The sequence below is a fragment of the Paraburkholderia sp. EG304 genome, from assembly GCF_046543485.1.
GTDB classification, from domain to species: Bacteria; Pseudomonadota; Gammaproteobacteria; order Burkholderiales; family Burkholderiaceae; genus Paraburkholderia; species Paraburkholderia youngii.
The window spans coordinates 446,252-469,741 of sequence record NZ_JBKGUA010000001.1; the positions used below are offsets into that span (position 1 = coordinate 446,252).

Annotated in this window: 22 protein-coding genes; 14 read left to right on the forward strand and 8 right to left on the reverse strand. The window is 64.3% G+C overall.

The window, feature by feature from the left end; translation table 11 throughout:
* The first annotated feature begins 335 nt into the window (after positions 1–335).
* From ACLFKU_RS02060 to ACLFKU_RS02080, 5 genes are all read left to right on the forward strand, one after another.
* Positions 336–1,097 carry a 2-keto-4-pentenoate hydratase gene (locus ACLFKU_RS02060; protein ID WP_368587242.1) on the forward strand — a complete coding sequence of 254 codons (762 nt, stop codon included), beginning with the start codon at positions 336–338 and terminating at the stop codon, positions 1,095–1,097.
* Positions 1,098–1,818: 721 nt separating this feature from the next.
* Positions 1,819–3,741, forward strand: coding sequence for a PrkA family serine protein kinase (locus ACLFKU_RS02065; protein WP_176126234.1), 1,923 nt, complete (start codon positions 1,819–1,821; stop codon positions 3,739–3,741).
* 162 nt (positions 3,742–3,903) lie between these two features.
* Positions 3,904–5,175 (forward strand): YeaH/YhbH family protein, encoded by a 1,272-nt coding sequence (locus ACLFKU_RS02070; RefSeq protein ID WP_176108374.1) that lies wholly within the window; start codon positions 3,904–3,906, stop codon positions 5,173–5,175.
* 237 nt (positions 5,176–5,412) lie between these two features.
* Positions 5,413–6,936 (forward strand): SpoVR family protein, encoded by a 1,524-nt coding sequence (locus ACLFKU_RS02075; RefSeq protein WP_018435604.1) that lies wholly within the window; start codon positions 5,413–5,415, stop codon positions 6,934–6,936.
* A gap of 289 nt (positions 6,937–7,225) precedes the next feature.
* Positions 7,226–8,533: an MFS family transporter gene (locus ACLFKU_RS02080; RefSeq protein WP_368587241.1), complete on the forward strand. Its 1,308-nt coding sequence runs from the start codon at positions 7,226–7,228 to the stop codon at positions 8,531–8,533.
* A 100-nt stretch (positions 8,534–8,633) separates the two neighbouring features.
* Here ACLFKU_RS02080 and ACLFKU_RS02085 read toward each other — a convergent pair whose 3' ends face one another.
* Both ACLFKU_RS02085 and ACLFKU_RS02090 read right to left on the reverse strand, forming a co-directional pair.
* The gene (locus ACLFKU_RS02085; RefSeq protein ID WP_176108377.1) at positions 8,634–8,855 is read right to left on the reverse strand and encodes a hypothetical protein; all 222 of its coding nucleotides are present in this window, start codon (positions 8,853–8,855) and stop codon (positions 8,634–8,636) included.
* Positions 8,856–8,988: 133 nt separating this feature from the next.
* Positions 8,989–10,101, reverse strand: a complete 1,113-nt coding sequence (locus ACLFKU_RS02090) for a glycosyltransferase family 2 protein (protein ID WP_410848004.1) — start codon at positions 10,099–10,101, stop codon at positions 8,989–8,991.
* A 2-nt stretch (positions 10,102–10,103) separates the two neighbouring features.
* Here ACLFKU_RS02090 and ACLFKU_RS02095 point away from each other — a divergent pair, with 2 nt between their 5' ends.
* Positions 10,104–10,286: a hypothetical protein gene (locus ACLFKU_RS02095; protein WP_368587239.1), complete on the forward strand. Its 183-nt coding sequence runs from the start codon at positions 10,104–10,106 to the stop codon at positions 10,284–10,286.
* A gap of 39 nt (positions 10,287–10,325) precedes the next feature.
* Here ACLFKU_RS02095 and ACLFKU_RS02100 read toward each other — a convergent pair whose 3' ends face one another.
* The 3 genes from ACLFKU_RS02100 to ACLFKU_RS02110 all read right to left on the reverse strand — a co-directional run bounded on the left by ACLFKU_RS02100 (position 10,326) and on the right by ACLFKU_RS02110 (position 13,055).
* Positions 10,326–10,553, reverse strand: coding sequence for a hypothetical protein (locus tag ACLFKU_RS02100; RefSeq protein WP_368587238.1), 228 nt, complete (start codon positions 10,551–10,553; stop codon positions 10,326–10,328).
* 77 nt (positions 10,554–10,630) lie between these two features.
* Positions 10,631–11,560, reverse strand: a complete 930-nt coding sequence (locus ACLFKU_RS02105) for a LysR family transcriptional regulator (RefSeq protein WP_410848005.1) — start codon at positions 11,558–11,560, stop codon at positions 10,631–10,633.
* Between the two features lie 94 nt (positions 11,561–11,654).
* Complete coding sequence (locus ACLFKU_RS02110; RefSeq protein ID WP_368587236.1) at positions 11,655–13,055, reverse strand: DHA2 family efflux MFS transporter permease subunit; 1,401 nt, start codon at positions 13,053–13,055, stop codon at positions 11,655–11,657.
* Positions 13,056–13,204: 149 nt separating this feature from the next.
* Between ACLFKU_RS02110 and ACLFKU_RS02115 the strand changes: the two genes are divergently transcribed.
* Positions 13,205–14,065 (forward strand): LysR family transcriptional regulator, encoded by an 861-nt coding sequence (locus tag ACLFKU_RS02115; RefSeq protein WP_368624183.1) that lies wholly within the window; start codon positions 13,205–13,207, stop codon positions 14,063–14,065.
* Between the two features lie 53 nt (positions 14,066–14,118).
* Here the strand turns inward: ACLFKU_RS02115 and ACLFKU_RS02120 are convergent, their stop codons facing one another.
* Positions 14,119–14,556 (reverse strand): carboxymuconolactone decarboxylase family protein, encoded by a 438-nt coding sequence (locus ACLFKU_RS02120; protein WP_410848006.1) that lies wholly within the window; start codon positions 14,554–14,556, stop codon positions 14,119–14,121.
* A 242-nt stretch (positions 14,557–14,798) separates the two neighbouring features.
* Between ACLFKU_RS02120 and ACLFKU_RS02125 the strand changes: the two genes are divergently transcribed.
* Positions 14,799–15,857, forward strand: coding sequence for an NAD(P)/FAD-dependent oxidoreductase (locus tag ACLFKU_RS02125; protein ID WP_410848007.1), 1,059 nt, complete (start codon positions 14,799–14,801; stop codon positions 15,855–15,857).
* Positions 15,858–15,905: 48 nt separating this feature from the next.
* On the opposite strand, the gene ACLFKU_RS02130 is transcribed toward ACLFKU_RS02125, so the two are convergent.
* Entirely contained in the window at positions 15,906–16,139 is a 234-nt protein-coding gene (locus ACLFKU_RS02130; RefSeq protein WP_368587000.1) for a hypothetical protein, read from the reverse strand.
* Positions 16,140–16,421: 282 nt separating this feature from the next.
* Between ACLFKU_RS02130 and ACLFKU_RS02135 the strand changes: the two genes are divergently transcribed.
* From ACLFKU_RS02135 to ACLFKU_RS02155, 5 genes are all read left to right on the forward strand, one after another.
* Complete coding sequence (locus tag ACLFKU_RS02135) at positions 16,422–18,392, forward strand: PAS domain S-box protein (RefSeq protein ID WP_368586997.1); 1,971 nt, start codon at positions 16,422–16,424, stop codon at positions 18,390–18,392.
* Positions 18,393–18,512: 120 nt separating this feature from the next.
* Entirely contained in the window at positions 18,513–19,667 is a 1,155-nt protein-coding gene (locus tag ACLFKU_RS02140) for an acyl-CoA dehydrogenase (RefSeq protein WP_410848008.1), read from the forward strand.
* Positions 19,668–19,700: 33 nt separating this feature from the next.
* Positions 19,701–20,306, forward strand: a complete 606-nt coding sequence (locus ACLFKU_RS02145) for an SAM-dependent methyltransferase (RefSeq protein WP_368586995.1) — start codon at positions 19,701–19,703, stop codon at positions 20,304–20,306.
* Positions 20,303–20,968: a glycosyltransferase gene (locus ACLFKU_RS02150; protein ID WP_410848009.1), complete on the forward strand. Its 666-nt coding sequence runs from the start codon at positions 20,303–20,305 to the stop codon at positions 20,966–20,968. Before ACLFKU_RS02145 ends, ACLFKU_RS02150 begins: the two co-directional genes overlap by 4 nt.
* An 89-nt stretch (positions 20,969–21,057) precedes the next feature.
* Positions 21,058–21,552, forward strand: coding sequence for a DUF421 domain-containing protein (locus ACLFKU_RS02155; RefSeq protein ID WP_368586993.1), 495 nt, complete (start codon positions 21,058–21,060; stop codon positions 21,550–21,552).
* Positions 21,553–21,590: 38 nt separating this feature from the next.
* On the opposite strand, the gene ACLFKU_RS02160 is transcribed toward ACLFKU_RS02155, so the two are convergent.
* Complete coding sequence (locus tag ACLFKU_RS02160) at positions 21,591–22,994, reverse strand: MFS transporter (RefSeq protein WP_410848010.1); 1,404 nt, start codon at positions 22,992–22,994, stop codon at positions 21,591–21,593.
* Between the two features lie 229 nt (positions 22,995–23,223).
* Here ACLFKU_RS02160 and ACLFKU_RS02165 point away from each other — a divergent pair, with 229 nt between their 5' ends.
* Positions 23,224–23,367, forward strand: coding sequence for a hypothetical protein (locus ACLFKU_RS02165; protein WP_368586991.1), 144 nt, complete (start codon positions 23,224–23,226; stop codon positions 23,365–23,367).
* Positions 23,368–23,490 lie beyond the last annotated feature (123 nt).

The following is a 23,490-nucleotide window of genomic DNA, read 5'->3' on the forward strand; positions in this document are numbered from 1 at the left end:
GGCGCTGTCGCGCGTTAGGTGACTGGACGCGCGCCGTTCGTTGCAACATCCGTTCCCGTCCGCTCGCCGGCTGTCCGGCATCCGCGCCGCACGAAGGACGATAGCTTCGCGAAAAGCCGCGCCTGGCTCCCCAGGCGCGGCTTTTTTTCGGCTCGCGCAAGAAATAACGTTTGCGCGCCGCGCGGCTTTCACCGGCGCGTGTCGCGATCCGGTACATTGACGGGCACGGCCCCGATCCGCTGCGCGGCGCGCGGCTGCCCGCACCTTCCACAGGTGGTTCCCACTTATTGCTACGTCCTGCGAACCCTGCCATGCGCCAGCCACAAAGAACCGACATGACGCGTTACGATCTTGCGCAACACCTCGTCGAGGCACGCCGGCAGCACCTGCCGATCGACGCCCCCGCACCCGACAGCCTGCCGCCCGACGCGGCGACCGCTTACGCGATCCAGCAGGCGGTGATCGCGGGGCTAGGCGAGTCGACCGGTGCGTGGAAGATCGGCGCGAAGTCCCCGGGCGGCGCCACCTCGGGCGCGCCGATTCCGGCCTCGCTGGTGGTGCCGTCGCCCGCGCGGCTCGCGCATGACGGATTCTTTCGCGTGCTGGTCGAACTGGAGGTCGCATTTCGCTTCGACGTGACGATCGAGCCGCGCGCCCAGGCGTATGCGCGCGACGAGGTGCTGGCGAGGCTCGGCGCTGTGCTGCCGGCCATCGAGATCGTCGACAGCCGCTTCGCCGAGTGGCCGAACGTCGCGCCGCTCGCGCAGCTAGCCGACGCGCAGAACAACGGCGCGCTGATCACCGGCCATCCGGCCGTCTATGCGAGCCTCGCGCGCGGCTTCGACTTCGTGTCACCGGAACTGGAGCTGAGCTTCAACGGCCGCTCGCTGATTCCGGAAGTGACCGGCAATCCGGCCGGCGATCCGCGCGAACTGCTCGTCTGGTTCGTCAACCATTGCGCGGCGATGGGGATCACGATCGAGCGCGACTGGACCCTGACCACCGGCTCATACGTCGGCGCGCACAAGATCGACGAGCCCGGCATCGTGCGCGGACATATCGATGGATTGGGTGAAGTGGAAATCGAACTGACCTGATCGATGCTGCGGCGCTTGTAACCGCAAATTACAACGCTTCATTCATTCCAAACGGCTGCCTTCGTGCAGCCGTTTTTATTTTGGCGATTTTGAAACGGTGGCAGGCTTTGAATCGTTAGCCTGTTCGAATCCATTTGTTGCAACTTTGCCGCTTCTTTCCGTATACACCTATGAGAGCGACGCGAGCGGCTGCCGTCATCCAGTCATACGGATCAGGGGTCCAACAGCGAGGGGCCATGAGGTGAATGGGGCGGAACCACGCTCGCCACGCGCGGACGAATCGCCTGACGCGTTGGGCGCCACGCGTCGGAAACGTCACCACGTGCGTGCTTTTTGTGACGAAGTGTGCGTGCGCAGACAGCCGCATTTTTGTGAAGGGCCGACGGTGCAGGTACGGGATGTGCAATAGCAACGCGATGTCATGGCGCGATGCAGCGGTAACGCGAAGTCGTGCAGGAGCACTGAATAGCGATGCGGTACTGAAGAAAGTAACGGTACAGCGGAGCAGCGGATGATTTGATTCGTTGCGGCGTGAGTGAAAAATTGTAGGTGGTCGATTCTTTGTTTCCAAGTGAGGATTGTAGCTTCGCGGTTACGGAGCGATTTTCGCAACGTAGTCCGTGAAAAAAAATTTAAAAGGGTTTAGGATGAATTCGAGCGATGTCGTTTCCGAATAGCGCGCCGCGCACGACATCGCCCCAGACTTCGGCGAGGAGGTAGCATGGATATCTACAGCAGTTTCGCGACCCGCTTCGAGAAAACCCGGGAGGATGAACTCTCGCTCGAGGAGTATCTCGCGCTCTGCAAAGACAATCCCGCCGCGTACGCCACTGCAGGCGAACGCATGTTGACGGCAATCGGAGAACCGGAACAGATCGACACTCGTAACGATCCGCGTTTATCGCGTATCTTCGCGAACAAGGTCATCAAGGTATACCCCGCATTCCGTGAGTTCTACGGAATGGAAGAGGTGATCGAGCAGGTGGTCGCCTACTTCCGGCATTCGGCCCAGGGGCTCGAAGAAAAGAAGCAGATACTGTATCTGTTAGGACCGGTCGGCGGCGGCAAGTCGTCGATCGCGGAACGGCTCAAGCAACTGATGGAACGCGTACCCTTCTATGCGATCAAGGGCTCGCCTGTCAATGAATCGCCGCTCGGCCTGTTCGACTACGAGGAAGACGGTCCGATCCTCGAAGAGCAATATGGCATTCCTCGCCGCTACCTGCGAGGCATCCTGAGTCCGTGGGCGGTCAAGCGCCTGCACGAGTACAACGGCGACATCCGCAAGTTCCGCGTGGTGCGCCGCTATCCGTCGATCCTTCGTCAGATCGCTATCTCCAAGACCGAACCGGGCGACGAGAACAATCAGGACATTTCGTCGCTGGTCGGCAAGGTCGACATCCGCAAGCTCGAACAGTATGCGCAGGACGACGCCGACGCGTACAGCTACTCGGGCGGCCTGTGCCTCGCCAATCAGGGCCTGCTCGAGTTCGTCGAAATGTTCAAGGCGCCGATCAAGGTGTTGCACCCGCTGCTCACCGCGACCCAGGAGGGCAACTTCAAGGGTACGGAAGGCTTCGGCGCGATCCCGTTCGACGGCATCATCCTCGCTCACTCGAACGAGTCGGAGTGGAAGGCGTTCCGCAACAACCGGAACAACGAAGCGCTGCTCGACCGGATCTTCGTCGTCAAGGTGCCGTACTGCCTGCGCTATAGCGAAGAGGTCAAGATCTACGAGAAGCTGCTGCGCAACTCGTCGCTGGCCAACGCGGTCTGCGCGCCGGGCACGCTGAAGATGATGGCGCAGATGTCCGTGCTCACGCGTTTGCAGGAGCCGGAAAATTCGAGCCTGTTCTCGAAGATGCAGGTCTACGACGGCGAGAATCTGAAGGATACGGACCCGAAGGCGAAGTCGTACCAGGAGTACCGCGACTTCGCGGGCGTCGACGAGGGCATGACCGGGGTGTCGACCCGCTTCGCGTTCAAGATTCTGTCGCGCGTGTTCAACTTCGACTCGACGGAGGTCGCGGCCAATCCGGTGCATCTGATGTACGTGCTCGAACAGCAGATCGAACGCGAGCAGTTCCCGCCGGAAACCGAGCAGAAGTATCTGTCCTTCATCAAGGACGTGCTGGCGTCGCGCTATGCGGAGTTCATCGGCAAGGAGATTCAGACCGCGTATCTGGAGTCGTACTCCGAGTATGGTCAAAACATCTTCGACCGCTACGTCACGTATGCGGACTTCTGGATTCAGGATCAGGAGTTCCGCGATCACGACACCGGCGAGAGCTTCGACCGTGCCGCGTTGAACGCGGAGCTGGAGAAGATCGAGAAGCCGGCGGGCATCAGCAACCCGAAGGACTTCCGCAACGAGATCGTGAACTTCGTGCTGCGCGCGCGGGCTGCGAATGCAGGCAAGAACCCCGCATGGATCAGCTACGAGAAGCTGCGCGTCGTGATCGAAAAGAAGATGTTCTCGAATACGGAGGAACTGTTGCCGGTGATCTCCTTCAACGCGAAGGGCTCGGCCGAAGAGCAGCGCAAGCACGAAGACTTCGTCAATCGCATGGTGGCGAAGGGCTATACGCCGAAACAGGTGCGCTTGCTGTGCGACTGGTATCTGCGCGTGCGCAAGTCATCGTGATGCGCGCATGATACTCATGATGTGCCGCCCGTACGGTTCGACCGTACGGGCAACCGGCGAGGCGCAAGCCGCATAGCATGCACTGCGCGGTGGGCGTCTCGCGCACCGGAAATATTAGTGCGGCCGCAGCGGAAACGCGGTTGCACGGACGGGAGACCGGGCGTGCTTCATCAAATCATCGACCGCAGGTTGGCAGGCAAGAACAAGAGTATTGCGAATCGCGAGCGTTTTTTGCGCCGCGTCAAAAACTATATCCGTCGCGCCGTTTCGGAGGCGGTGCGCGACCGCAGCATCAAAGACATCCAGAACACCCAGAGCATCACCATTCCGCGCAAGGACATCGCGGAGCCGTCGTTCCGTCACGGACCGGGCGGCCGGCGCGAGATGGTGCATCCGGGCAACTCGGATTACATCCGCGGCGACAAGATCCAGCGCCCGCAAGGCGGCGGTGGCGGCGGCGGAGGCAGTCAGGCCAGCAACGAGGGCGAGGGTCAGGACGACTTCGTGTTCGAGCTGAGCCGCGAAGAGTTCATGCAGTATTTCTTCGACGACCTCGAACTGCCGCGGCTCGTCAAAACCCATCTGATGGCCGTGCCGACGTGGAAAAGCATCCGCGCGGGCTGGGCCGCGGAGGGCACGCCGAACAACATCGACGTGGTGCGCTCGCTGCGCAGCGCGCTCGGCCGGCGCATCGCGCTCGGCGCGCCGCTCGTCAACCAGTTGCACGAAATGGAGCGGCAACTCGAAGAGCTGAAGGCCGACCCCGCCGATCGCCGCGAAGAGATCAAGCTGCTCGAAGACGACATCCACCATCTGAAAGGACGCATCTGGCGGATTCCGTTCATCGATCCGTTCGATCTGCGCTACGTGAATCGCGTGAAACAGCCCACGCCGTCGAGCCAGGCGGTGATGTTCTGCCTGATGGACGTGTCCGGCTCGATGGACGAGCAGCGCAAGGATCTCGCGAAGCGCTTTTTCATCCTGCTGTATCTGTTCCTGAAGCGTAACTACGAGCGCATCGAAGTGGTGTTCATTCGCCACCACACGCGCGCGGAGGAGGTCGACGAAGACACGTTCTTCCATTCGACCGAAAGCGGCGGCACGGTGGTGTCGAGCGCGCTCGAACTGATGCGCAAGGTGATGGAGGAACGCTACTCGCCAACTGAATGGAACATTTACGGGGCGCAGGCTTCGGACGGCGACAATTGGACCGACGATTCGCCGAAGTGCCGCAAGATTCTGTCGGATGACATCCTGGAGAAGGTGCGGTATTTTGCGTATATTCAGGTGACGCCCGAAGAGCAGAATCTGTGGCTCGAATACGCGCAACTGGCGCTATCGCAACCGCATATGGCGATGAAGAAAGTCGAAACCGCGGCCGATATCTATCCGGTATTTCGCGAGCTGTTCGAGAAGCAGGCGGCGACTTCGTGATGGAACGCTGATTGCGCACCAGGCATCTGGATCACGACGCGTGCGGCGATGAATCGTACGACTTGAGGCAAGCCGTCGTATGACTGCGCCGCAGCGCAACAAAGGCGTGCCGCAGCAACTGTCGGGGCATGCCGAGGCACGAGCAGCTAGCACGGCAGCCGCTTGCGCCGGAGCAGTCCGCAATGCTGCAGCACGGGACACACCGGAACGCCCACCGAGGGGCAAAGGGAAGTCCGTATGAACGTAGCCGATAGACGGCCTCTGCCGTGCCCGTCCGACTGGACCTTCGAATTGATCGAAGAGTACGACTCGCATATTGCCCGTGTTGCGGAGCAATACGAGCTCGACGTGTATCCGATCCAGCTCGAACTCATCAGCGCTGAACAAATGATGGACGCCTACGCGTCCGTCGGCATGCCGGTGAACTACCGTCACTGGTCGTTCGGCAAACATTTTCTCTCTACCGAAAAAAGCTATCGTCGCGGCCAGATGGGGCTCGCGTACGAAATCGTCATCAATTCGAATCCCTGCATCGCGTATCTGATGGAAGAGAACACGATGACGATGCAGGCGCTCGTCATTGCCCATGCGGCGTATGGCCACAACTCGTTCTTCAAGGGCAACTATCTGTTCCGCTTGTGGACGGATGCACACGCGATCATCGACTACCTCGTCTACGCGAAGAACTACATCGCGGAATGCGAGGAGCGCTATGGGCTCGATCGCGTCGAGGAATTGCTCGATTCGTGCCACGCGCTGATGAATTACGGCGTGGACCGCTACAAGCGGCCGCAGAAGCTGTCGCTCGAGAAAGAGTTCGCCGCGCGGCGCGAGCGCGAGGCGTATCTGCAGTCGCAGGTCAACGAGTTGTGGCGCACGCTGCCCACGCGCCATACGCCGCTGCCCGAAGAGGTCGAAGAGCGCTATCCGCCCGAGCCACAGGAAAACCTGCTGTATTTCGCGGAGAAAAACGCGCCGCTGCTCGAACCGTGGGAGCGCGAGGTGATCCGCATCGTGCGCAAGATCGGTCAGTATTTCTATCCGCAGCGGCAGACCCAGGTGATGAACGAAGGCTGGGCGACGTTCTGGCACTACACGCTGCTCAACACGATGTACAACCAGGGCAAGCTGGAAGACGGCTTCATGATGGAGTTTCTCCATTCGCACAGCAACGTCGTCTATCAGCCGCCGGTCACGAAGCCGTATTACAGCGGCATCAATCCGTATGCGCTCGGTTTTTCGATGATGAGCGACATCCGCCGCATCTGCGAAGCGCCGACCGACGAAGACCGCAAGTGGTTTCCGGATCTGGCCGGCAGTCCGTGGCTGCCCGCGATGCACTACGCGATGCGCAACTTCAAGGACGAAAGCTTCGTCGCGCAGTACCTGTCGCCGCATCTGATCCGCGAGATGCGCCTGTTCTCGGTGCTCGACGATGACATGCGCGACGCGCTCGAAGTGTCGGCGATTCACGACGACAGCGGCTACCAGTACGTGCGCCAGGCGCTGTCGCGGCAGTACGACATGCATCACCGCGAGCCGAACATTCAGGTATGGGCCGTCAATACGCGCGGCGATCGCAGCCTGACGTTGCGGCATTTCATGAGCGACAACCGGCACCTGTCGTCGGATAGCGACGAGGTGCTCAAGCACATGGCGCGCTTGTGGCAATTCGACGTGTACCTCGAAAGCGTCGACGAAAACGGTACCGTCAGAAAGCGCTACGAGTGCCGGTACGTGCCGCCGTCCGTGAGAATCTGACGTCTCCATCCGGGCGCGGCAGCGCATCGCAACGTTGCCCGGGCGGTCCGCGCCGATTCCCCGAAGCCCCCGCAGCCTCGCGCCTGGCGGGGGCTTCGTTTTGGTTGCAGTTCTAACTTCGCCGCGGGCCCGTACCCAGGGCTTTCCTGCAGTTCCGCAGACAAAACCCCATCTGAACTTTTCACTTATGTAAAATTCGCCGCGCGCGCGTGTGCGGTTGTCCGTGACGCGCATGAAGGCGACGTCACGAGCGTCATCCTCGTTTAGAGAAAAAAGGACCGACATCAGCATGAACGATTTAACCGACCAACCCGTCGTCGCACAAGCCGACGACACCCGGCGCCGCATCTTCGCGATCGTCGGCGCTTCATCGGGCAATCTTGTCGAATGGTTCGACTTCTACGTGTATTCGTTCACGGCACTGTATTTCGCGCCGTCGTTCTTTCCTAGCGGCAACACCACCACGCAGTTGCTCAACACGGCCGGTGTGTTCGCCGCCGGCTTCCTGATGCGCCCGATCGGCGGCTGGTTCTTCGGCCGGCTCGCCGACAAGCGCGGCCGCCGCACCGCGATGATGGTGTCGGTATTCATGATGTGCGGCGGCTCGCTCGTGATCGCGATGTTGCCCACCTACGCGCAGATCGGCGCGCTCGCGCCGGCGCTGCTGCTGATCGCGCGGCTGTTCCAGGGCCTGTCGGTGGGCGGCGAATATGGCACCAGCGCGACCTATATGAGCGAAGTGGCGTTGAAAGGCCGGCGCGGCTTTTTCGCGTCGTTCCAGTATGTAACGCTGATCGGCGGTCAACTGTTCGCGCTGCTCGTACTGGTGGTCCTGCAACAGTTGCTGACGACCGACGAACTGAAGGCATGGGGCTGGCGCGTGCCGTTTGCAATCGGTGCGATCTCTGCGCTGGTCTCGCTCTATCTGCGTAAATCGCTCGACGAAACCACCACCGCCGCGACGCGTCAGCGCAAGGAAGCGGGCACGCTGCGCGGCTTGTGGGAGCACAAGGCCGCGTTCATGACGGTGCTCGGCTTCACGGCCGGCGGCTCGCTGATCTTCTATACGTTCACGACGTATATGCAGAAATACCTGGTCAACACGGCCGGCATGCACGCCAAAACCGCGAGCTCGGTGATGACCGCCGCGCTGTTCGTCTACATGCTGATGCAGCCGGCGTTCGGCGCGCTGTCCGACAGGATCGGCCGACGCAATTCGATGCTGTGCTTCGGTTTGTTCGCGACGCTCGGCACGGTGCCGCTGCTGCATGCGCTGAAGGACGTGACGAGTCCGGTCGCGGCGTTCGCGCTCGTCGTCGTCGCGCTCGCGATCGTCAGCTTCTACACGTCGATCAGCGGCCTGATCAAGGCGGAAATGTTCCCGCCGCAAGTGCGTGCGCTCGGCGTGGGGCTGTCGTATGCGGTGGCGAATGCGATCTTCGGCGGGTCGGCGGAATATGTCGCGCTGTGGCTGAAGTCGGCCGGCGTCGAGACAATGTTCTTCTGGTACGTGACGGCGCTGTGCGCACTCGCGGGTATCGTTTCGCTGCGCATGCGCGATCCGTCGACGGAAGGGTATCTGCGGCACGAGCCGTGAGCCGCTAACCCGGCACGGCGAAACGTCGTGCCGCGATGAAGCATTCAGGCGGCGGTCCGGGGCAACCGGACCGCCGTTTTTCATGGCATCGGCGCTTCGCTCAACTGACGACGATCCGTGTCCCCCACGCATGCAGCAGGTCGCGCAAGCTCTCGGCCTGTTCCATCCTCGCGCCGCTGCGCAGATGAATCTGCACCGCGCGCCCCGCGATGCCGTCGATCGGTTGAGCAAACCACAACTCGACCGCGAGGCCGAGTCCTTCGGGTTGATCCTCGACGACCGGCTCGATCACGCGCGGTCTGAAACACGCATTGTCTGACATGGCGAAGCACCTCTGCGATGACGGGTCGTGCCCATCGTAATCAGCGGCGCGCTCGGGACCAAGTAACGAATACGCGTTTGCTAAGCAGGCAATGCTTAGCAGAAAATCGGCTTGCGCACGGACTTGTCGCAGTTCATACCGGCTTCGACCGGTCGCCGACGAACTCGTCGACCAGCTTGTCGACGAACTCCTCGACCCGCGCGGCCTCATTCGCCGCGACCGTCGCGATCGACGGCGCGCGCGCGGCAGCATCGGCCGAGGCGCTCGCCGTCGGCAGACGTCCGCGCCAGGCTGCGCACGCCAGCATCAGCAGATGGAAGTAAAGCCGCGCGCTAAAGCCGTAGTTGTAGGCGAACAGATGCGCGCGCGCGATCCGCCAGCCCGCGCGCGCGTCGCCGTTTCTCGCGTGTATCGACACCACGATCGGTACCAGTCGCCGCAGCGCCTGCCGCCGCGACGCTTCGAGCCGCGCCGGCAGACGCAGCGACTTCACGAACCCATACGCGCTCAACGGGGCGGCCGTGCTCGTGCCCCGCGTGCTGTGCGAGATCGACGTCGCGGTCTTCCGATACACCGACACATAGTCGTGCAGATAAAACACCTCACGCGCGGCAAGGCATAGCTCGGTGCCGAACACGTAGTCGCAGCAGACGCCATACCGCGCGTCGTAGCCGATCCGCTTGACGAGCCGCGCGTCGGCCATCCAGCCATTGTTCGGAAACATCTGGATCAGGCCGGTGCGGCCCGCGAGCGGCTGCAGACCCTCGTTGGCCCGGGTGCGCCGGAACGCCGCGTTCAGGCGCTCGCTCGCGGCGAGATCGATCGTGCCGTCGTGATCCGCTTCGTACTGCGCGCCGAATGCTGCATCGAGCCCCGGATAGCATTGCCAGAGCGACACGAGTTTTTCGACGGCGTCGCTCGTCAGCAAATCGTCGTCGTGGATCAACAGGATCTTTTCGCCGCGAGCCCGCTCGAACAGGGTCGACACATTGCGCGCCTGGCCAAGCGGCGATTCGTGCTTCTGGTAGCGCACGCGCGGCTCGTCACGGTAACGCTGCAAGATCAGTTGCCCTGAGCGCGCGTCCGTCGAATCGTCGCCAATCACGATTTCCACATGCGGATAGCTTTGCGCGAGGCACGAGTCGACGCACTCGACGAGCAGTTCCGGACGATTGCAGGTCGGCACGCAGATGGACACCTGCGCGATGGCCGCGCGGGCGTGGGGAGAACTTGACGCGTTGGACATGGATGACGCCTTTTAACGATCGGAAGCGGCATAAACCGGCGCAAAGCGGAGCGGCCGGTTCGGAGGGCGCACACTTCGCTGCTAGCAGCAAAATAGTCCAAGGCGCCGAAAAAATATTCGGTAAAAACAAGGAAGAAATGTTTGCTTACAGAAAGGCGCTCGAAGGGAAAAGCGATGCGGCCTGAATGCATGAAGCAGTTCAGGCCGCTCCGGTACGGGTTTTTTCAACCGACCGACGGTTCGCCGTCACCGCGTTGTTTGCCGGGACGGTCCGCCGGGGACTGCTTGTGGCCCTCGCTCTGGCGCTCGGGCATCTTGCTCTTTGCGTTGTCGCTATGCACGGCGTGGTGCGGATGCGCTAAATCCTCGGTCTGGGTGCCGGCCTCGGGTTTTGATTCGTCTTTGTCCGCGCTTTTTGCTTCGCCTTGGGATTTTTCCGTCGTCTTGCTCATCGCTGCTCTCCTGGAGGGAAGACAAGGGTCCGACAGCAAGACGCGGACCGCGGCGGGCGGCAAACAGAAGGTCTGCGCTAGGCGGCCGGGTGGCGCGGCCTGGCGCCGGTCAGCGACAGGATGAAGTCGAGAAACGCGCGCACCTTGGCCGGCGGATGGTGCCGCGACGGATACAGCGCATACAGCGGATAGACCTCGTCGCCCCAATCCGGAAAGACCTCGATCAGCTTGCCGCTCGCGAGCAGCGACTCCGCGCCGAGCGCGAGAATCTGCGCGATCCCCTGGCCTGCGACGCATACGCTATGCAGCGTGCCGACGTCGTTGACGGTCAGCCGGCCCTGCGGCGTCAGCGAGAACTTCTTGCGGCCTCGATGGAATTCCCAGGTGAACGGATAACCGGTGAGCGGATCGCGAAACTTGATGCAAATATGCCGGCCGTCTTCGAGCTCGGCCGGATTCTCCGGCTTGCCATGCTTCTTCAGATACGACGGCGCCGCCACGGTCAGGATGCGCGTATCGAGCAGCTTGCGAGCGACGAGTGTCGACACCGGCGGCTCGCCGAAGCGGATCGCGACATCGAAGCCGTCCGCGATCATGTCGCCCAACTGGTCGCGCGTGATCAGTTCGAGCTGCAGGTCCGGATGTTCGTCGATGAAGCCGCCAAGGCGCGGCCCGAGCACGAGCCGTGAAAAGAACGGGTCCATGTTGACGCGCAGACGCCCGCGCACCGCGGTCGCGCCCTGCGCGGCGGAGGCCGCCGCCTCCTCGAGTCCGCCGAGCAGCGGCACGATCTGCTCGTAGAAACGCCGGCCTTCGTCGGTCAGCGTAACCGAGCGCGTGGTGCGGTCGAACAGGCGAATGCCGAGGCGCGCTTCGAGCCGGGCAACCGAACGGCTTACGCCCGATTGCGACATGTCGAGCGCTTCGCCCGCGGCCGCGAAACTGCCGCAATCGACGATCGCCGTCAGCACGCCCATGCCGTTCAGCACGCGCTCATCGAATGGCATCGGGGGTACCTGCCGGGTAGCCATGGATGCCAGACATGCTAACGCGGAGAGCTTTCGAATTCATGCGCTGACACGCGTTGAAACGCGTCGCGTGTCAACGCCCCGCGCTCTGCGCAGCCTGGCCGCGAATCACGCGGGTGCCCGACGGATCGTCGAGGTGGCGGAAGATCCACGCGGACACGAGCGTGATCACGCCGACGCACACGAACGCGAGCCGGAAGCCGAGTGCCGCCGAGCCCCATTGATCCGCGAACAGATTGACGAGCCCGCCGCCGATCGACACGCCGAGCCCGATCGCGAGCATCTGCACCATCGAGAAAAGGCTGTTGCCCATGCCCGCGTCTTCGTGCGACAGGTCCTTCAGCGTGACGCTGTTCATCGCCGCGTACTGCATCGAGTTGGCCGCGCCGAAAACGGCGAGGATCGCGACTTCGATCACGAGCGGTGTGCCGCGCGAAATCAGCGAGAACGCGACGATCGCCGAGCCGACGATGATCGTGTTGACCAGCAGGAACGTGTCGTAGCCGTAGCGGCGCACGAGCGGCGCGATCCAGCGTTTCGCGAGCGTGCCGGCGAGCGCCGCGGGCAGCATCATCAGACCGGAGTGCAGCGGCGAGTAGCCGAGCTGCAATTGCAGCAGGAGCGGCACGAGGAACGGCACCGCGCTCGAACCGATCCGGCATACCAGGTTGCCGATCAGGCCGACGCTGAAGTTCGGCTCGCCGAACAGCGACAGCTTGAACAGCGGATTGCGGCGGTTTCTCGCGTACGGAACGTAGGCGAGCGCGCTGGCGACCGCCAGCGTGAACAGACCCGCCGACCACGCCGCGCGATGCGACGGGACCGGCGCGTCGATCGCGAGCGAAAACGCGATCATGCACAGCGATAGCAGCGCGCAGCCGATCACATCGAACGGCGGCGCCTGCGTCGCGTCATGCGGCGGCAGAAAGCGGTGCACCGCGTACAGGCCAAGCGCGCCGATCGGAACGTTGATCAGAAAGATCCAGTGCCACGTGATCGCCTGCACGAACCAGCCGCCGAGCGTCGGCCCGGCGATCGGCCCGAGCTGCCCCGCGATCGAAATGAACGCGAGCGCCGCCACGTAGTGCTCGCCCGACACGCTGCGCAGCACCGCGAGACGTCCGATCGGCAGCAGCATCGAGCCGCCGATGCCTTGCAGCACCCGCGCCATCACGAGCTCGCCGAGCGTGTGCGCGCTCGCGCAGCAGATCGAGCCGAGCACGAACACGAGAATCGCGGCGAAATAGACGCGGCGGGTGCCGAAGCGGTCGGCAAGCCAGCCGGAGGCGGGCGTGAGCATCGCCATCGTCAGCGTGTAGGCGACGACGACCGGTTGCATCGCGAGCGGCGCGACTTGCAGGCTGTTCGCGATCGACGGCAGCGCGGTGTTGACGATCGTCGTGTCGAGCGACTGCATGAAGAAGCCGGCGGCGACGATCCACAGTAGGGCGGTTTGAGACGAATCCTTGGTCATGTTTTCGACAGCGGGCGTGGCGGAAAAGCGCCACCGGAGCGGGGCCATGCGGAATTCCGTCATCTTATTGACATCCCCGTCAATCGGGAACCCCACTAAGCTCGCTGACTGTTATCGACAATGCCGATAAGCAGCGCGACAATTCACGCATGCTCAATCCGATCTGGCTGAAGACCTTCTCGACCGTCGCGGCCTGCCATAGCTTCACCGAGGCGGGGCGGCGGCTCGACCTGACGCAGTCGAGCGTCAGCGAACATATCCGCCGCCTCGAACAGAGCGTGGGCCGGCGCCTGTTCGTGCGCGACACCCATTCGCTCGCGATGACGCCCGACGGCGAAGCGATGCTCGCGCATGCGAGCGTGATCCTGCAGGCCTTATCGCGCGCGGAGTCGCAGTTTCGCGCGCCGCGTCTGAAGGGGCGCGTGCGGCTCGGCTCGTCAGACGACATCGCGCTCGGCCCGCTGCCCACCGTGCTCGCGGCGTTTCGCAACGCGCACCCCGACGTTGAGCTGGAAATCACGATCGGCATGACCGGCAGGCTCTACGAACTGCTCGACGCCGGCGCGATCGATCTGCTGGTCGGCAAGCGCCGGCTCGGTGACCGGCGCGGCGTGCCGCTTTTCACCGGGCGGCTGGAATGGCTCGCGCAGACCGGCACGCTCGTCGATCTGAGCCAGCCGCTGCCGCTGATTCTGGTCGCCGAGCCGAGCGTGACGCGCGCGGTCGTGCTCGATGCGCTCGCCGAAGCCGGCGCGAGCTGGCAGATCGTCTGCACGAGCAGCAGTCATTCCGGCTGTATCGCGGCTGCGCGCGGCGGACTTGGCATCACCGTGCGGCCGCAGTATCTGGCCGCGCGCGGGCTGGCGCCGCCGTTGAATGCGGCCGGCTTGCCGACGTTGCCGTCGGTGGAATTCATCGCGCTGGCGGCGAAGCGCTTGAGCCGCCCGGCGGGCACGCTGCTGCAGTTGCTGCATGACAGCGATCTGCGCGGGTCGTGGATTGGCGAGTGAGGCGGGCAGTACCGTGCCTCATGCCGCTGCTTATGCCGCCATTCATTCACCGTTCAGGCCGGCATCTTCCGGAACGAAATCGCGAAGCGGTTCCAGGCATTGATCGCCGAGACGAGCAGCGTCAGGTCGACCAGCTCTTCGTCGCTGAAGTGCGGGCGCACCGCCTGCCATACTGCGTCCGGCACGTGATCGTGCGACACCAGCGTGAGCGCTTCGGTCCACTCGAGCGCCGCGCGTTCGCGGTCGGTAAAGAACGGCGTTTCGCGCCACACGACGACGGTCGCGAGACGCCGCTCGGTTTCGCCGCCCTTGCGCGCGTCGCTCGTATGCATGTCGACGCAATAGGCGCAGCCGTTGATCTGCGAAGCGCGCAGCCGCACCAGTTCGGTCAGCGATTTTTCGAGCGCCGACTTGCCGATGCGCTCTTCGACGCCGAGCAGCGACTTGATCGCGGCGGGGTTGGCTTTGTAGAAGTCGAGACGTTGTTCCATGATGGGCTCCTGGGCGGGTAGGACGCTGCGATGAATCGGACAGGCGTTAGCTTAGTCCGCCATCTGGATCATCAAAATGGCCGATTCCAGATATTTTCAGGTAGCCACTTTCGGGCGTTGAGCGGCCCCGCATAGCATCCTTACCGCCGACGATGGCATCGTTGCCGCGTGCGGGCCGATTCGGTAAGGTGAGTCATCGACGCTTGCTTTGCGCCTTTCACCGTGATCCGGAGACCTGCCTGATGACCGTTGCCGCCGACCTGTCCTCTGCGCCCACCTCGCCGATCCGCACCGATGTCCTGATCGTCGGCGCCGGTCCCGTGGGTCTGTTCGCGGCATTCGAGGCCGGTGTGATCGGCCTGACCTGCCAGATCGTCGACATACTCGGAAGGGTCGGCGGGCAGTGCATCGAACTGTATCCCGACAAGCCGATCTACGATATCCCGGCGATCCCGTCATGCACCTCGCGCGAACTGGTCGAGCGACTGGTCGCGCAATGCAAGCCGTTCGATGTGCCGATTCACCTCGAACAGCGCGTCGACACGGTCGAGCAACGCGACGACGGCCGCTGGACCGTGCGCACGCAGCGCGGCCTCGTGTTCGACGTCGCGGCGATCCTGCTCGCCGCCGGCAATGGCGCGTTCGTCCCGCAAAAGCTCGGGCTCCCCGAGGCCGTGCCGCTGGAAAAGCGCAACGTGCACTACAGCGTGGCGCGCCTCGCCGATTTCGCCGACAAGAACGTGGTCGTCGCCGGCGGCGGCGATTCGGCGCTCGACTGGGCGCTGGCATTGCGCAAGGTCGCGCGGCGCGTGACCCTCGTGCATCGGCGCGCCGGCTTCAGCGCGGCCGATTCGAGCGTCGAGCTGATGCGGCGCGCGGTCGAGGCGGGGGAGATGGACTTCGTCATCGGCGCGATCGCGGCGCTCGAGGTGGAAGACGGCGCGCTGCGTTCCCTGACGCTGAAGCAGATCCATGGCGAGACCCAGCTCGAAGCCGAACACCTGATCGCCTTGTATGGACTCGTCGCGGATCTCGGCCCGATCGCGCAGTGGGGACTGAAGATTCACGGCGGGCGTATCGATGTCGATACCTCGAACTACGAAAGCTCGCGGCCGGGCATCTTCGCCGTCGGCGACATCGCGAACTATCCGAACAAGCAGAAGCTGATCCTGTCAGGCTTTCACGAGGCGTCGCTCGCGCTGCGCAAGGCGTACGCTTACGCGTATCCCGACAAGAAACGCGTGCATGTCCATTCGAGCTACGACACGAAGCTCGCGGAAAAGATCGGCGCGGCCGGCTGACGGCGTGCGCGCAAGCGCTGCAACGTCGAGCCGGACCGGCCATTGGCATCATTTTCCAGTGGGTTGACTCGCGGCGGCCGCGGCGCTCGCGGCCTTGTCTTTCTTCTTCGCCTCATGGTGGCCGATCGCGCAGCCCGCGGCCGCACCCGCCGTCCCATGATGTCCGGCAACGTGGCCGGTCACCCCGCCCACGACCGCGCCTTTGGCGCAGCCTTCCGCCTGCGCGACGGTGGATACGAAGCTCAATGCCGCGGCGAGGGCGCACGGGGCCGCGAAGTTCATGGCGATAGTCGTGAATACCTTTTTCAATTGACACTCCTGTTTTTGCTGTCGAAGGGTAAAACCCGAAAGCCGAAACCGCCGCGCGGCGACGCTTTCAGTGATGACCGGCTAGCAAGCGCGGGGCCCGCCGTTATAAGCTGTGCGCCTTATGAGCCGGCGCGCGGGCGCCCTTCGCGAGGTATCCCGGCCCATGCGTGGGCCGCGCAAGCGTTTGCGCGAAGGCTTCGGCGCCGGCCAGGCGCGAGATTTGCTAAACACAACAATTCCAACTACGTGTCCGCCATGACCCAGCTTGATGCTTCTACTCTCCGCGTCCACGGCGAGCCCGCTCGAGTGCAGGCCGAGGCCGCGCCGTCGGCGCCCGTTAGCGTCGATTACTGGTCGCTCGTGCAGGCGATCTCGGACTACGCGATCTTTCTGCTCGACGCGAAAGGCCACGTCGTGAGTTGGAACGCCGGCGCGCAGAAGCTGAAGGGCTACACGGAAAACGAGATCGTCGGCCAGCATTTCTCGCGCTTCTATACCGAGGAAGCCGTCGCCCGCGGCTGCCCAGGCTACGAGCTGGAACAGGCGGCGCACACCGGCCGCTTCGAGAACGAGGACTGGCGCGTGCGCAAGGACGGCACGACGTTCTGGTCGAACGTCGTGATCACCGCGATACGCAACGAGCAGGGCGAGGTCACCGGCTTCGCGAAGATCACGCGCGACCTGACCGCGCAGCGCGAATATCTCGAAGCGCTGCGCCAGAGCGAGGAGCGCTTCCGTCTGCTCGTCGATAGCGTGAAGGACTACGCAATTTTCATGCTCGATCCGCAAGGCTTCGTCGTCAGCTGGAATTCGGGCGCCGCGCGCATCAAGGGCTATACGCATGACGAAATCGTCGGCCGGCACTTCTCGCAGTTCTATGTGCCCGAGGAGGCCGCGGCCGGCAAGCCCGCGCGCGAGCTCGCGATTGCGCGGCAGATCGGCACCGTCGAAGACGAAGGCTGGCGCGTGCGCAAGGACGGCTCGACGTTCTGGGCCAACGTGATCATCACGGCCGTCTATGACGAATCGCGACGCTTGCGCGGCTTCGCCAAGGTCACGCGCGATCTCACCGAGCGGCGCCGGCGCGAGGAGCTCGAGCGCTCCGGTGAGCGCATGCGCGAATTTCTCGCGACGCTCGCGCACGAACTGCGCAATCCGCTCGCGCCGGTGCGCAACGCGGTCGGCACGATGCAGATGGAAGCCAATCTGAGCCCGGTGGTCGCGCGCGCGCGCGATCTGATCGATCGCCAGGTCACGCACCTGACGCGACTCGTCGACGATCTGCTCGATATCGGCCGCATCATGTCCGACAAGGTCGAACTGCGGATTGCGCGCGTCGATCTCACCGAGCTCGTCACGCGCGCGATCGAAGCGGCGCGGCCGTTTACCGACTCGCGCGAGCAGCGCGTGGTCGCCCAGGTCACCGACGCCCCCGTGAGCATTCGCGGCGACATGACGCGGCTCGTGCAGGTGCTGCAAAACCTGCTGCACAACGCGTCGAAATTTTCGCCGCACGGCAGCGTGATCGAGATGCGTGGACGGGTCGACTTTCGCATGGCGGTGCTCGAAGTGCGCGACGTCGGCTGCGGTATTCCGGTGCGCTCGCTCGACAAGATCTTCGAGCTGTTCGCGCAGGAGAAGGAAGGGCAAAGCTTCGGCGAAGGCGGTCTTGGGATCGGCCTGACGCTGTGCAAGTCGCTCGTCGAGATGCATGGTGGCAGCATCGTCGCGAGCAGCGAAGGACCGGGACTTGGCAGCACGTTCACGCTGAGTCTGCCGCTCTCGGCGCAGTCCGACACCGCGGAGAGCGGCGCGATCAGTGCCGCGCCCCACGTGCAGCCGCTGCGGGTTCTGCTGATCGACGACAATCGCGATTCGGCCGACAGCCTCGCGATGCTGCTCGAACTGAAGGGCCATGAGGTGCGTATCGCCTACGAGGGCGAGCAGGCGCTGCAGATCGCGCCGCGCTTCTCGCCGCATCTCGCGTTGATCGATCTCGCGATGCCGAAGATGGATGGCTATGCGACGCTCGCGGCGTTGCGCGCGCTGCCCGAGATGGCTCGCACGATGTACGCGGCGATGACGGGCTTCGGTCATGCAAGCGATCTCGATCGCACGCGCAAAGCGGGTTTCCATGCGCACCTGGTGAAGCCGGTCGAAATGGCGGTCCTCGACGCATTGCTCACGAAGGCGGATGGACGACTGAGCGGAAGCGGGGGGACGTAGGCGCTTTTTTGCTGCGCGGCTGCGTCGTCAGCTGGGGCACGATGTTTGCTGCGACTCTGCATACGTTCCGGTCCGCCGCCGCGCGGCGGGCCGCGGATCGAAACGGTGCAGGGAGGCACGATGCTCGATACGCGCGACCACGCGGCCAGCTTCAAGGCCCAGTCACGGCAGATTTCTAATCAACACGGCGGCCGCGCACCGTCGCTCGACGATTTCCTGCGCGACGCGCGTTTCGATGCGAACGATCCCGCTGCTCTCGGAGCACTGCTCGCTGATCTGATCGAGCGCGGCTACGATCGCGCGCCGAGCTTGCCGTTGCCGGGGCATGGCGAGACGCTGGTGCGCTGGCGCGCGCTCGCCGCCGTTGCCGCGCGCGACCTCGGTCTCGTCAAACTGTTCGAAGGCCATACCGATGCGCTCGCGATTCTCGCCGAGCTGAACGGTCCGCTGCCGCCGCCGGCAAGCCGCTGGGGCGTGTGGGCCGCCGAAGCGCCGGACGCGCGAGTGCGCGCGGTCAATCAAGGAATCCAGAACGTTTCCGGCGAGGGCGCTCAGGTGCGCCTGTCCGGCACCAAAGCCTGGTGCTCCGGCGCGCAGGCGCTCACCCATGCGCTCGTGACCGCTTGGCGCAATGATGAGCCGGTGCTCGCGGCCGTCGCGCTGGACCAGAGCTCGATCTCGATCGACACATCGAAGTGGCAGGCCGTCGGCATGTGGGCGACCGCGAGCGCCGATGTGACGTTCAACGACACCGTGGCGACGCTCGTCGGCGCGCCGCATGAATATCTGCGGCGCGCGGGCTTCTGGCATGGCGGCGCCGGTATCGCCGCGTGCTGGTACGGTGCGGCCGCGCAGATCGGCCGCACGCTGCGCGACGCGTGCGCCCGGCGCGCGGATGCGCATCGGCTGGCTCATCTCGGTGCGACCGATGTCGCATTGCAGTCGGCCGCCGCGGTACTGCGCGAAACCGCCGCGTGGATCGACGCGCGCCCTTCGGATGATGCGCAGACGCGCGTGCTGCGCGCGCGTCTTGCCGTCGAGCAGGCCGCGAGCGCCGTCATCGATCAGGCGACGCGCGCGCTCGGCGCGGGCCCGTTGTGCCGCGACGCGCGCTTCGCGCGAGCGCTCGCCGACCTGCCGGTGTTTCTGCGCCAAAGCCACGCGCAACGCGATCTCGCCGCGCTTGGCGAGCGGCTCGTCGCGTCCGCCGACACGAGCGCCGCGCCGGCATCGGATCACGCGTCGTCGCAAACACTCACGTCGTGGACGCTATGACCTTTGTTCCCCAGCCTTCGGAGGATCGCTGAGATGAGCTCGCCGATGCGGTACTTCGATGAACTTTACCGACGCAGCGATGATCCGTGGCGTTTGCGCGAAGGCTGGTACGAACGCCGCAAGCGTTCGCTGACACTCGCGCTGCTGCCGCGGCCGCGCTATCGCAACGGCTTCGAACCGGGCTGCGCGAACGGCGAGTTGACGGCCGGGCTCGCGACGCGCTGCGACGCGCTGCTCGCCGCCGATTTGCACCCGCGCGCGGTCGCGCTCGCGCGCGAACGCGTGGCGGGCGCATCGAACGTGCGGATCGAACAGCGCAGCGTGCCGTGCGAATGGCCCACCGAGCACGGGCCGTTCGATCTGATCGTGATCAGCGAGTTTGCGTACTATCTCGACGCGGCCGAGCTCGAAACGCTGGCCGCGCGCATCGCCGGCTCGCTGACGACCGATGGCACGCTGCTCGCCTGCCACTGGCGCCGGCCGTTCGCCGAAGCGCGCGAATCGGCCGACCGCGCGCACGCGCTATTCGATGCGCGCTGCGGCCTCGCGCGTCTCGCGCATCACGACGAAGCCGACTTGCTGATCGACGTGTGGTCGCGCGACGCACGTTCGGTCGCGCAGCGAGAGGGGCTTCTATGATCGGCGTGATCGTCCCGGCGCATAACGAAGAGGCGTTGATCGCGGGGTGCCTCGCGGCCTTGCTCGAAGCGTCGCGACACCAGGCGCTCGCCGGCGAAGAGGTGCGGATCGTCGTCGCGCTCGACGCGTGCAGCGATTTCAGCGGGGCGATTGCGCGCGCCTACGGCGTGCAGACGCTGACGCTGAAGGCGCGCAACGTCGGGATCGCGCGGGCGCTGGGCGCGTCGCTGCTGCTCGCGCTCGGCTCGCGCTGGCTCGCGTTTACCGATGCCGACAGCCGCGTGTCGCCGGATTGGCTCGCCGCGCAATTAGCGCTCGGCGCCGATGCGGTGTGCGGTTCGATCGCCGTCGACGACTGGAGCGCGCATCCGCACAGCGTGCGCGAATATTTTCGCAAGACCTATGTCGACGCCGACGGACATCGTCACGTGCACGGCGCGAACCTCGGCGTTTCCGCGCAAGCCTATCGGCGCGCGGGCGGCTTTCCGCCGCTCAGGTGCAGCGAGGATGTCGCGCTCGTCGATCGCCTGATCGCGACGGGCGCGCGCATCGCGTGGAGCGCCGCGCCGCGCGTGACCACGAGCGCGCGCACCGCGGCCCGCGCGCGCGGCGGTTTCGGCGATACGCTCATCGGATGGGCGACGGATCGCGCGCTGGCCTGAGCGACGGCGCTGCGTCGCGAGCGGGTCTCGCTCGCAACGATCCGGATACCGGAACATCGGCACGGCAATAAGCCGCGGGGAGGACGAACATGATGGACGCGTTTTTCGTTCTATTCGGCCAGGGCAGGGAGCTCGACCCGTTGCAGATGGGGCTGCGCTCGATCGTCGTGTTCGTGATCGCGATCGTGCTGATTCGCGTATCGGGGCGGCGCTCGTTCGGTCAGCGCACGCCGTTCGATCTGGTCGTCGTGATTCTGCTCGGCGCGATGCTGAGCCGCGCGATTGTCGGGGCGTCGCCGTTCATCGCGACCGTGGTCGCGTCGCTGGTGATCGTCGTATGTCACCGGGTGCTCGCGTGGGCGTTTATACGTTCGCGCCGCTTCGAGCTGTTGGTGTGTGGCGTCGAGCGCGAGGTGTTCAGCGACGGCAAGTTCCACGCGAACGAAATGCACGCGGCGCTCATCACGCGCACCGACATCGAGGAAAGCGTGCGGCAGAAAATCGGCTCGCGCTCGATGGACAACGTGGCCGCCGCGATCCTCGAACGCAATGGCGAGGTGAGCGTGATACGCAAGCGCGAGTGAGCGCCCGCATGGGTGAAGGGCGGGGCGCTCGGCCGGATTCAGCCGCGCCCGCCTCGCGAAATCTCCGAGCCCGCGCCGCGCGGCAAGCGCAGCGTGACCGGAATCGACGCGAACGAGCACAGCCCGACCACCAGAAACGCGGGCCAGAAATCCGACCACGTGATGCTCGGATGCCCATTCAGTGCGCGCGAAATCTGCAGCACGATCCCGCCGACCGTCACGCCGAGACCGAGCGACATCTGCTGCACGACGCTGCCGAGGCTCGTCGCGCGGCCGACGTCGCGGCTCGCAATCTCCGCGTAGGTCAGCGAATTGAGGCTGGTGAACTGCAACGCGGGGAAGAAGCCGCCGAGCAGCACGACGACCCAGATGATCCATGTCGGCGTGTGCGGGAAAAAGAGTCCGCACGCGGCGATCGAAATGCCCGATAGCGCCGCGTTGAACACGAGCACCTGGCGAAAGCCGAAGCGGCGCAACACGGTGGAGGCGATCGTGCGCATGAACATGCCGCCGAACGCCGACGCGCAGGTGATCAGCCCCGATTGGAACGCGCTCATACCGTGGCCTTCCTGCAGCAGCAGCGGCAGCAGGAACGGCAGCGCGCCGAGGCCGATGCGAAACAGCGAGCCGCCGAGCACGCTCGCCTGGAAAGTCGGCACCTTGAAAAAGCGCAAGTCGAGCAGCGGCAGCGCGACGCGCTGCGCGTACGCGACGTAGATCGCGAGCAGTACCGCGCCGAGCGCGCACATGCCGAACGCGTCGGTATTCGAAATCAGTTCGCCGCCGACCAGCGACAAACCGAGCAGCAGCAGCACCGCGCCCGCCGCCGACAACAGGAAGCCGATCCAGTCGAGCGGGCCGGGGTCCGGTTCGCGCGTGTTGGCGATATAGCGATTGGTCAGATAGATGCCGAGAATGCCGATCGGCACGTTGATGAAGAAGATCAGACGCCAGTGCAGATACGTGGTGATGAAGCCGCCGAGCAGCGGACCGGCGGCAGGGCCGAGCATCGCGGGCACGCTCAGATAGTTCATCGCGCGGATGAAGTCGGCTTTTTTCACCACGCGAAAGATGATGATCCGCCCGACCGGCACCATCATCGCGCCGCCGACGCCCTGAATGAAACGCGCAACCGTGAAAGTGGCAAGCGAGTTCGACGCCGCGCACAACAGCGAGCCCGTGACGAAGATGCCGATCGCCGTGCGGAACACCATGCGGGCGCCGAACTTGTCGGCGAGCCAGCCGCATACCGGGATGAACACGCCGAGCCCGAGCACGTAGCTCGTGACCGCGATTTTCAGCGTGACCGGATCGCGGGCGAAATCGCGCGCCATGGCCGGCAACGCGGTGACGATCACATTGGCGTCGACGCTTTCCATGAACATCGCGCACGCGACGATAAGGGGCGCAATCAGAGCTTTCTGAGTCTGGGCGACGGTCATGACGGCGAGGCTGCGGCGAAGCGTCGCAGGCAAAGGGGGCATTATTGCACCTGTACGGTGCGGATTGTTAATACCTGCGCGGCCGATGCTGCCCCTTTACCCTTTCTGTATCCAACACGCGACGGCGGCGTTGCGATGCCGCCAATAAATATTGATTTTTGTTGCGCTGCGGCACGAGATGGTTATAATCGGGTTATTGCTTAGGTAGAAACCCTAATAAGGAGCCGCCATGAACACCGCATCGACTGCTGTCCGTTCCACCCCCGCCGCCACTACGTTCTTCGGCAAGCTGCGTGCGCTGGCGCTGCATGCGCTGAACCTGCATCTGCAAAACTGCGCGGTGATCGCCGAAGCGTATCGTCGCCCGCAATAAGCGCGTATTGCGCACGGGCCGCGCAAGCCCTGCCAACCGTGTCGATGCCCGCTCAAGTAGCGGGCATTGTGCTTTCTGGCCCCGGCAGGCGGGTGGCGTTCGGGTCGTGATCCCGCCATCAGT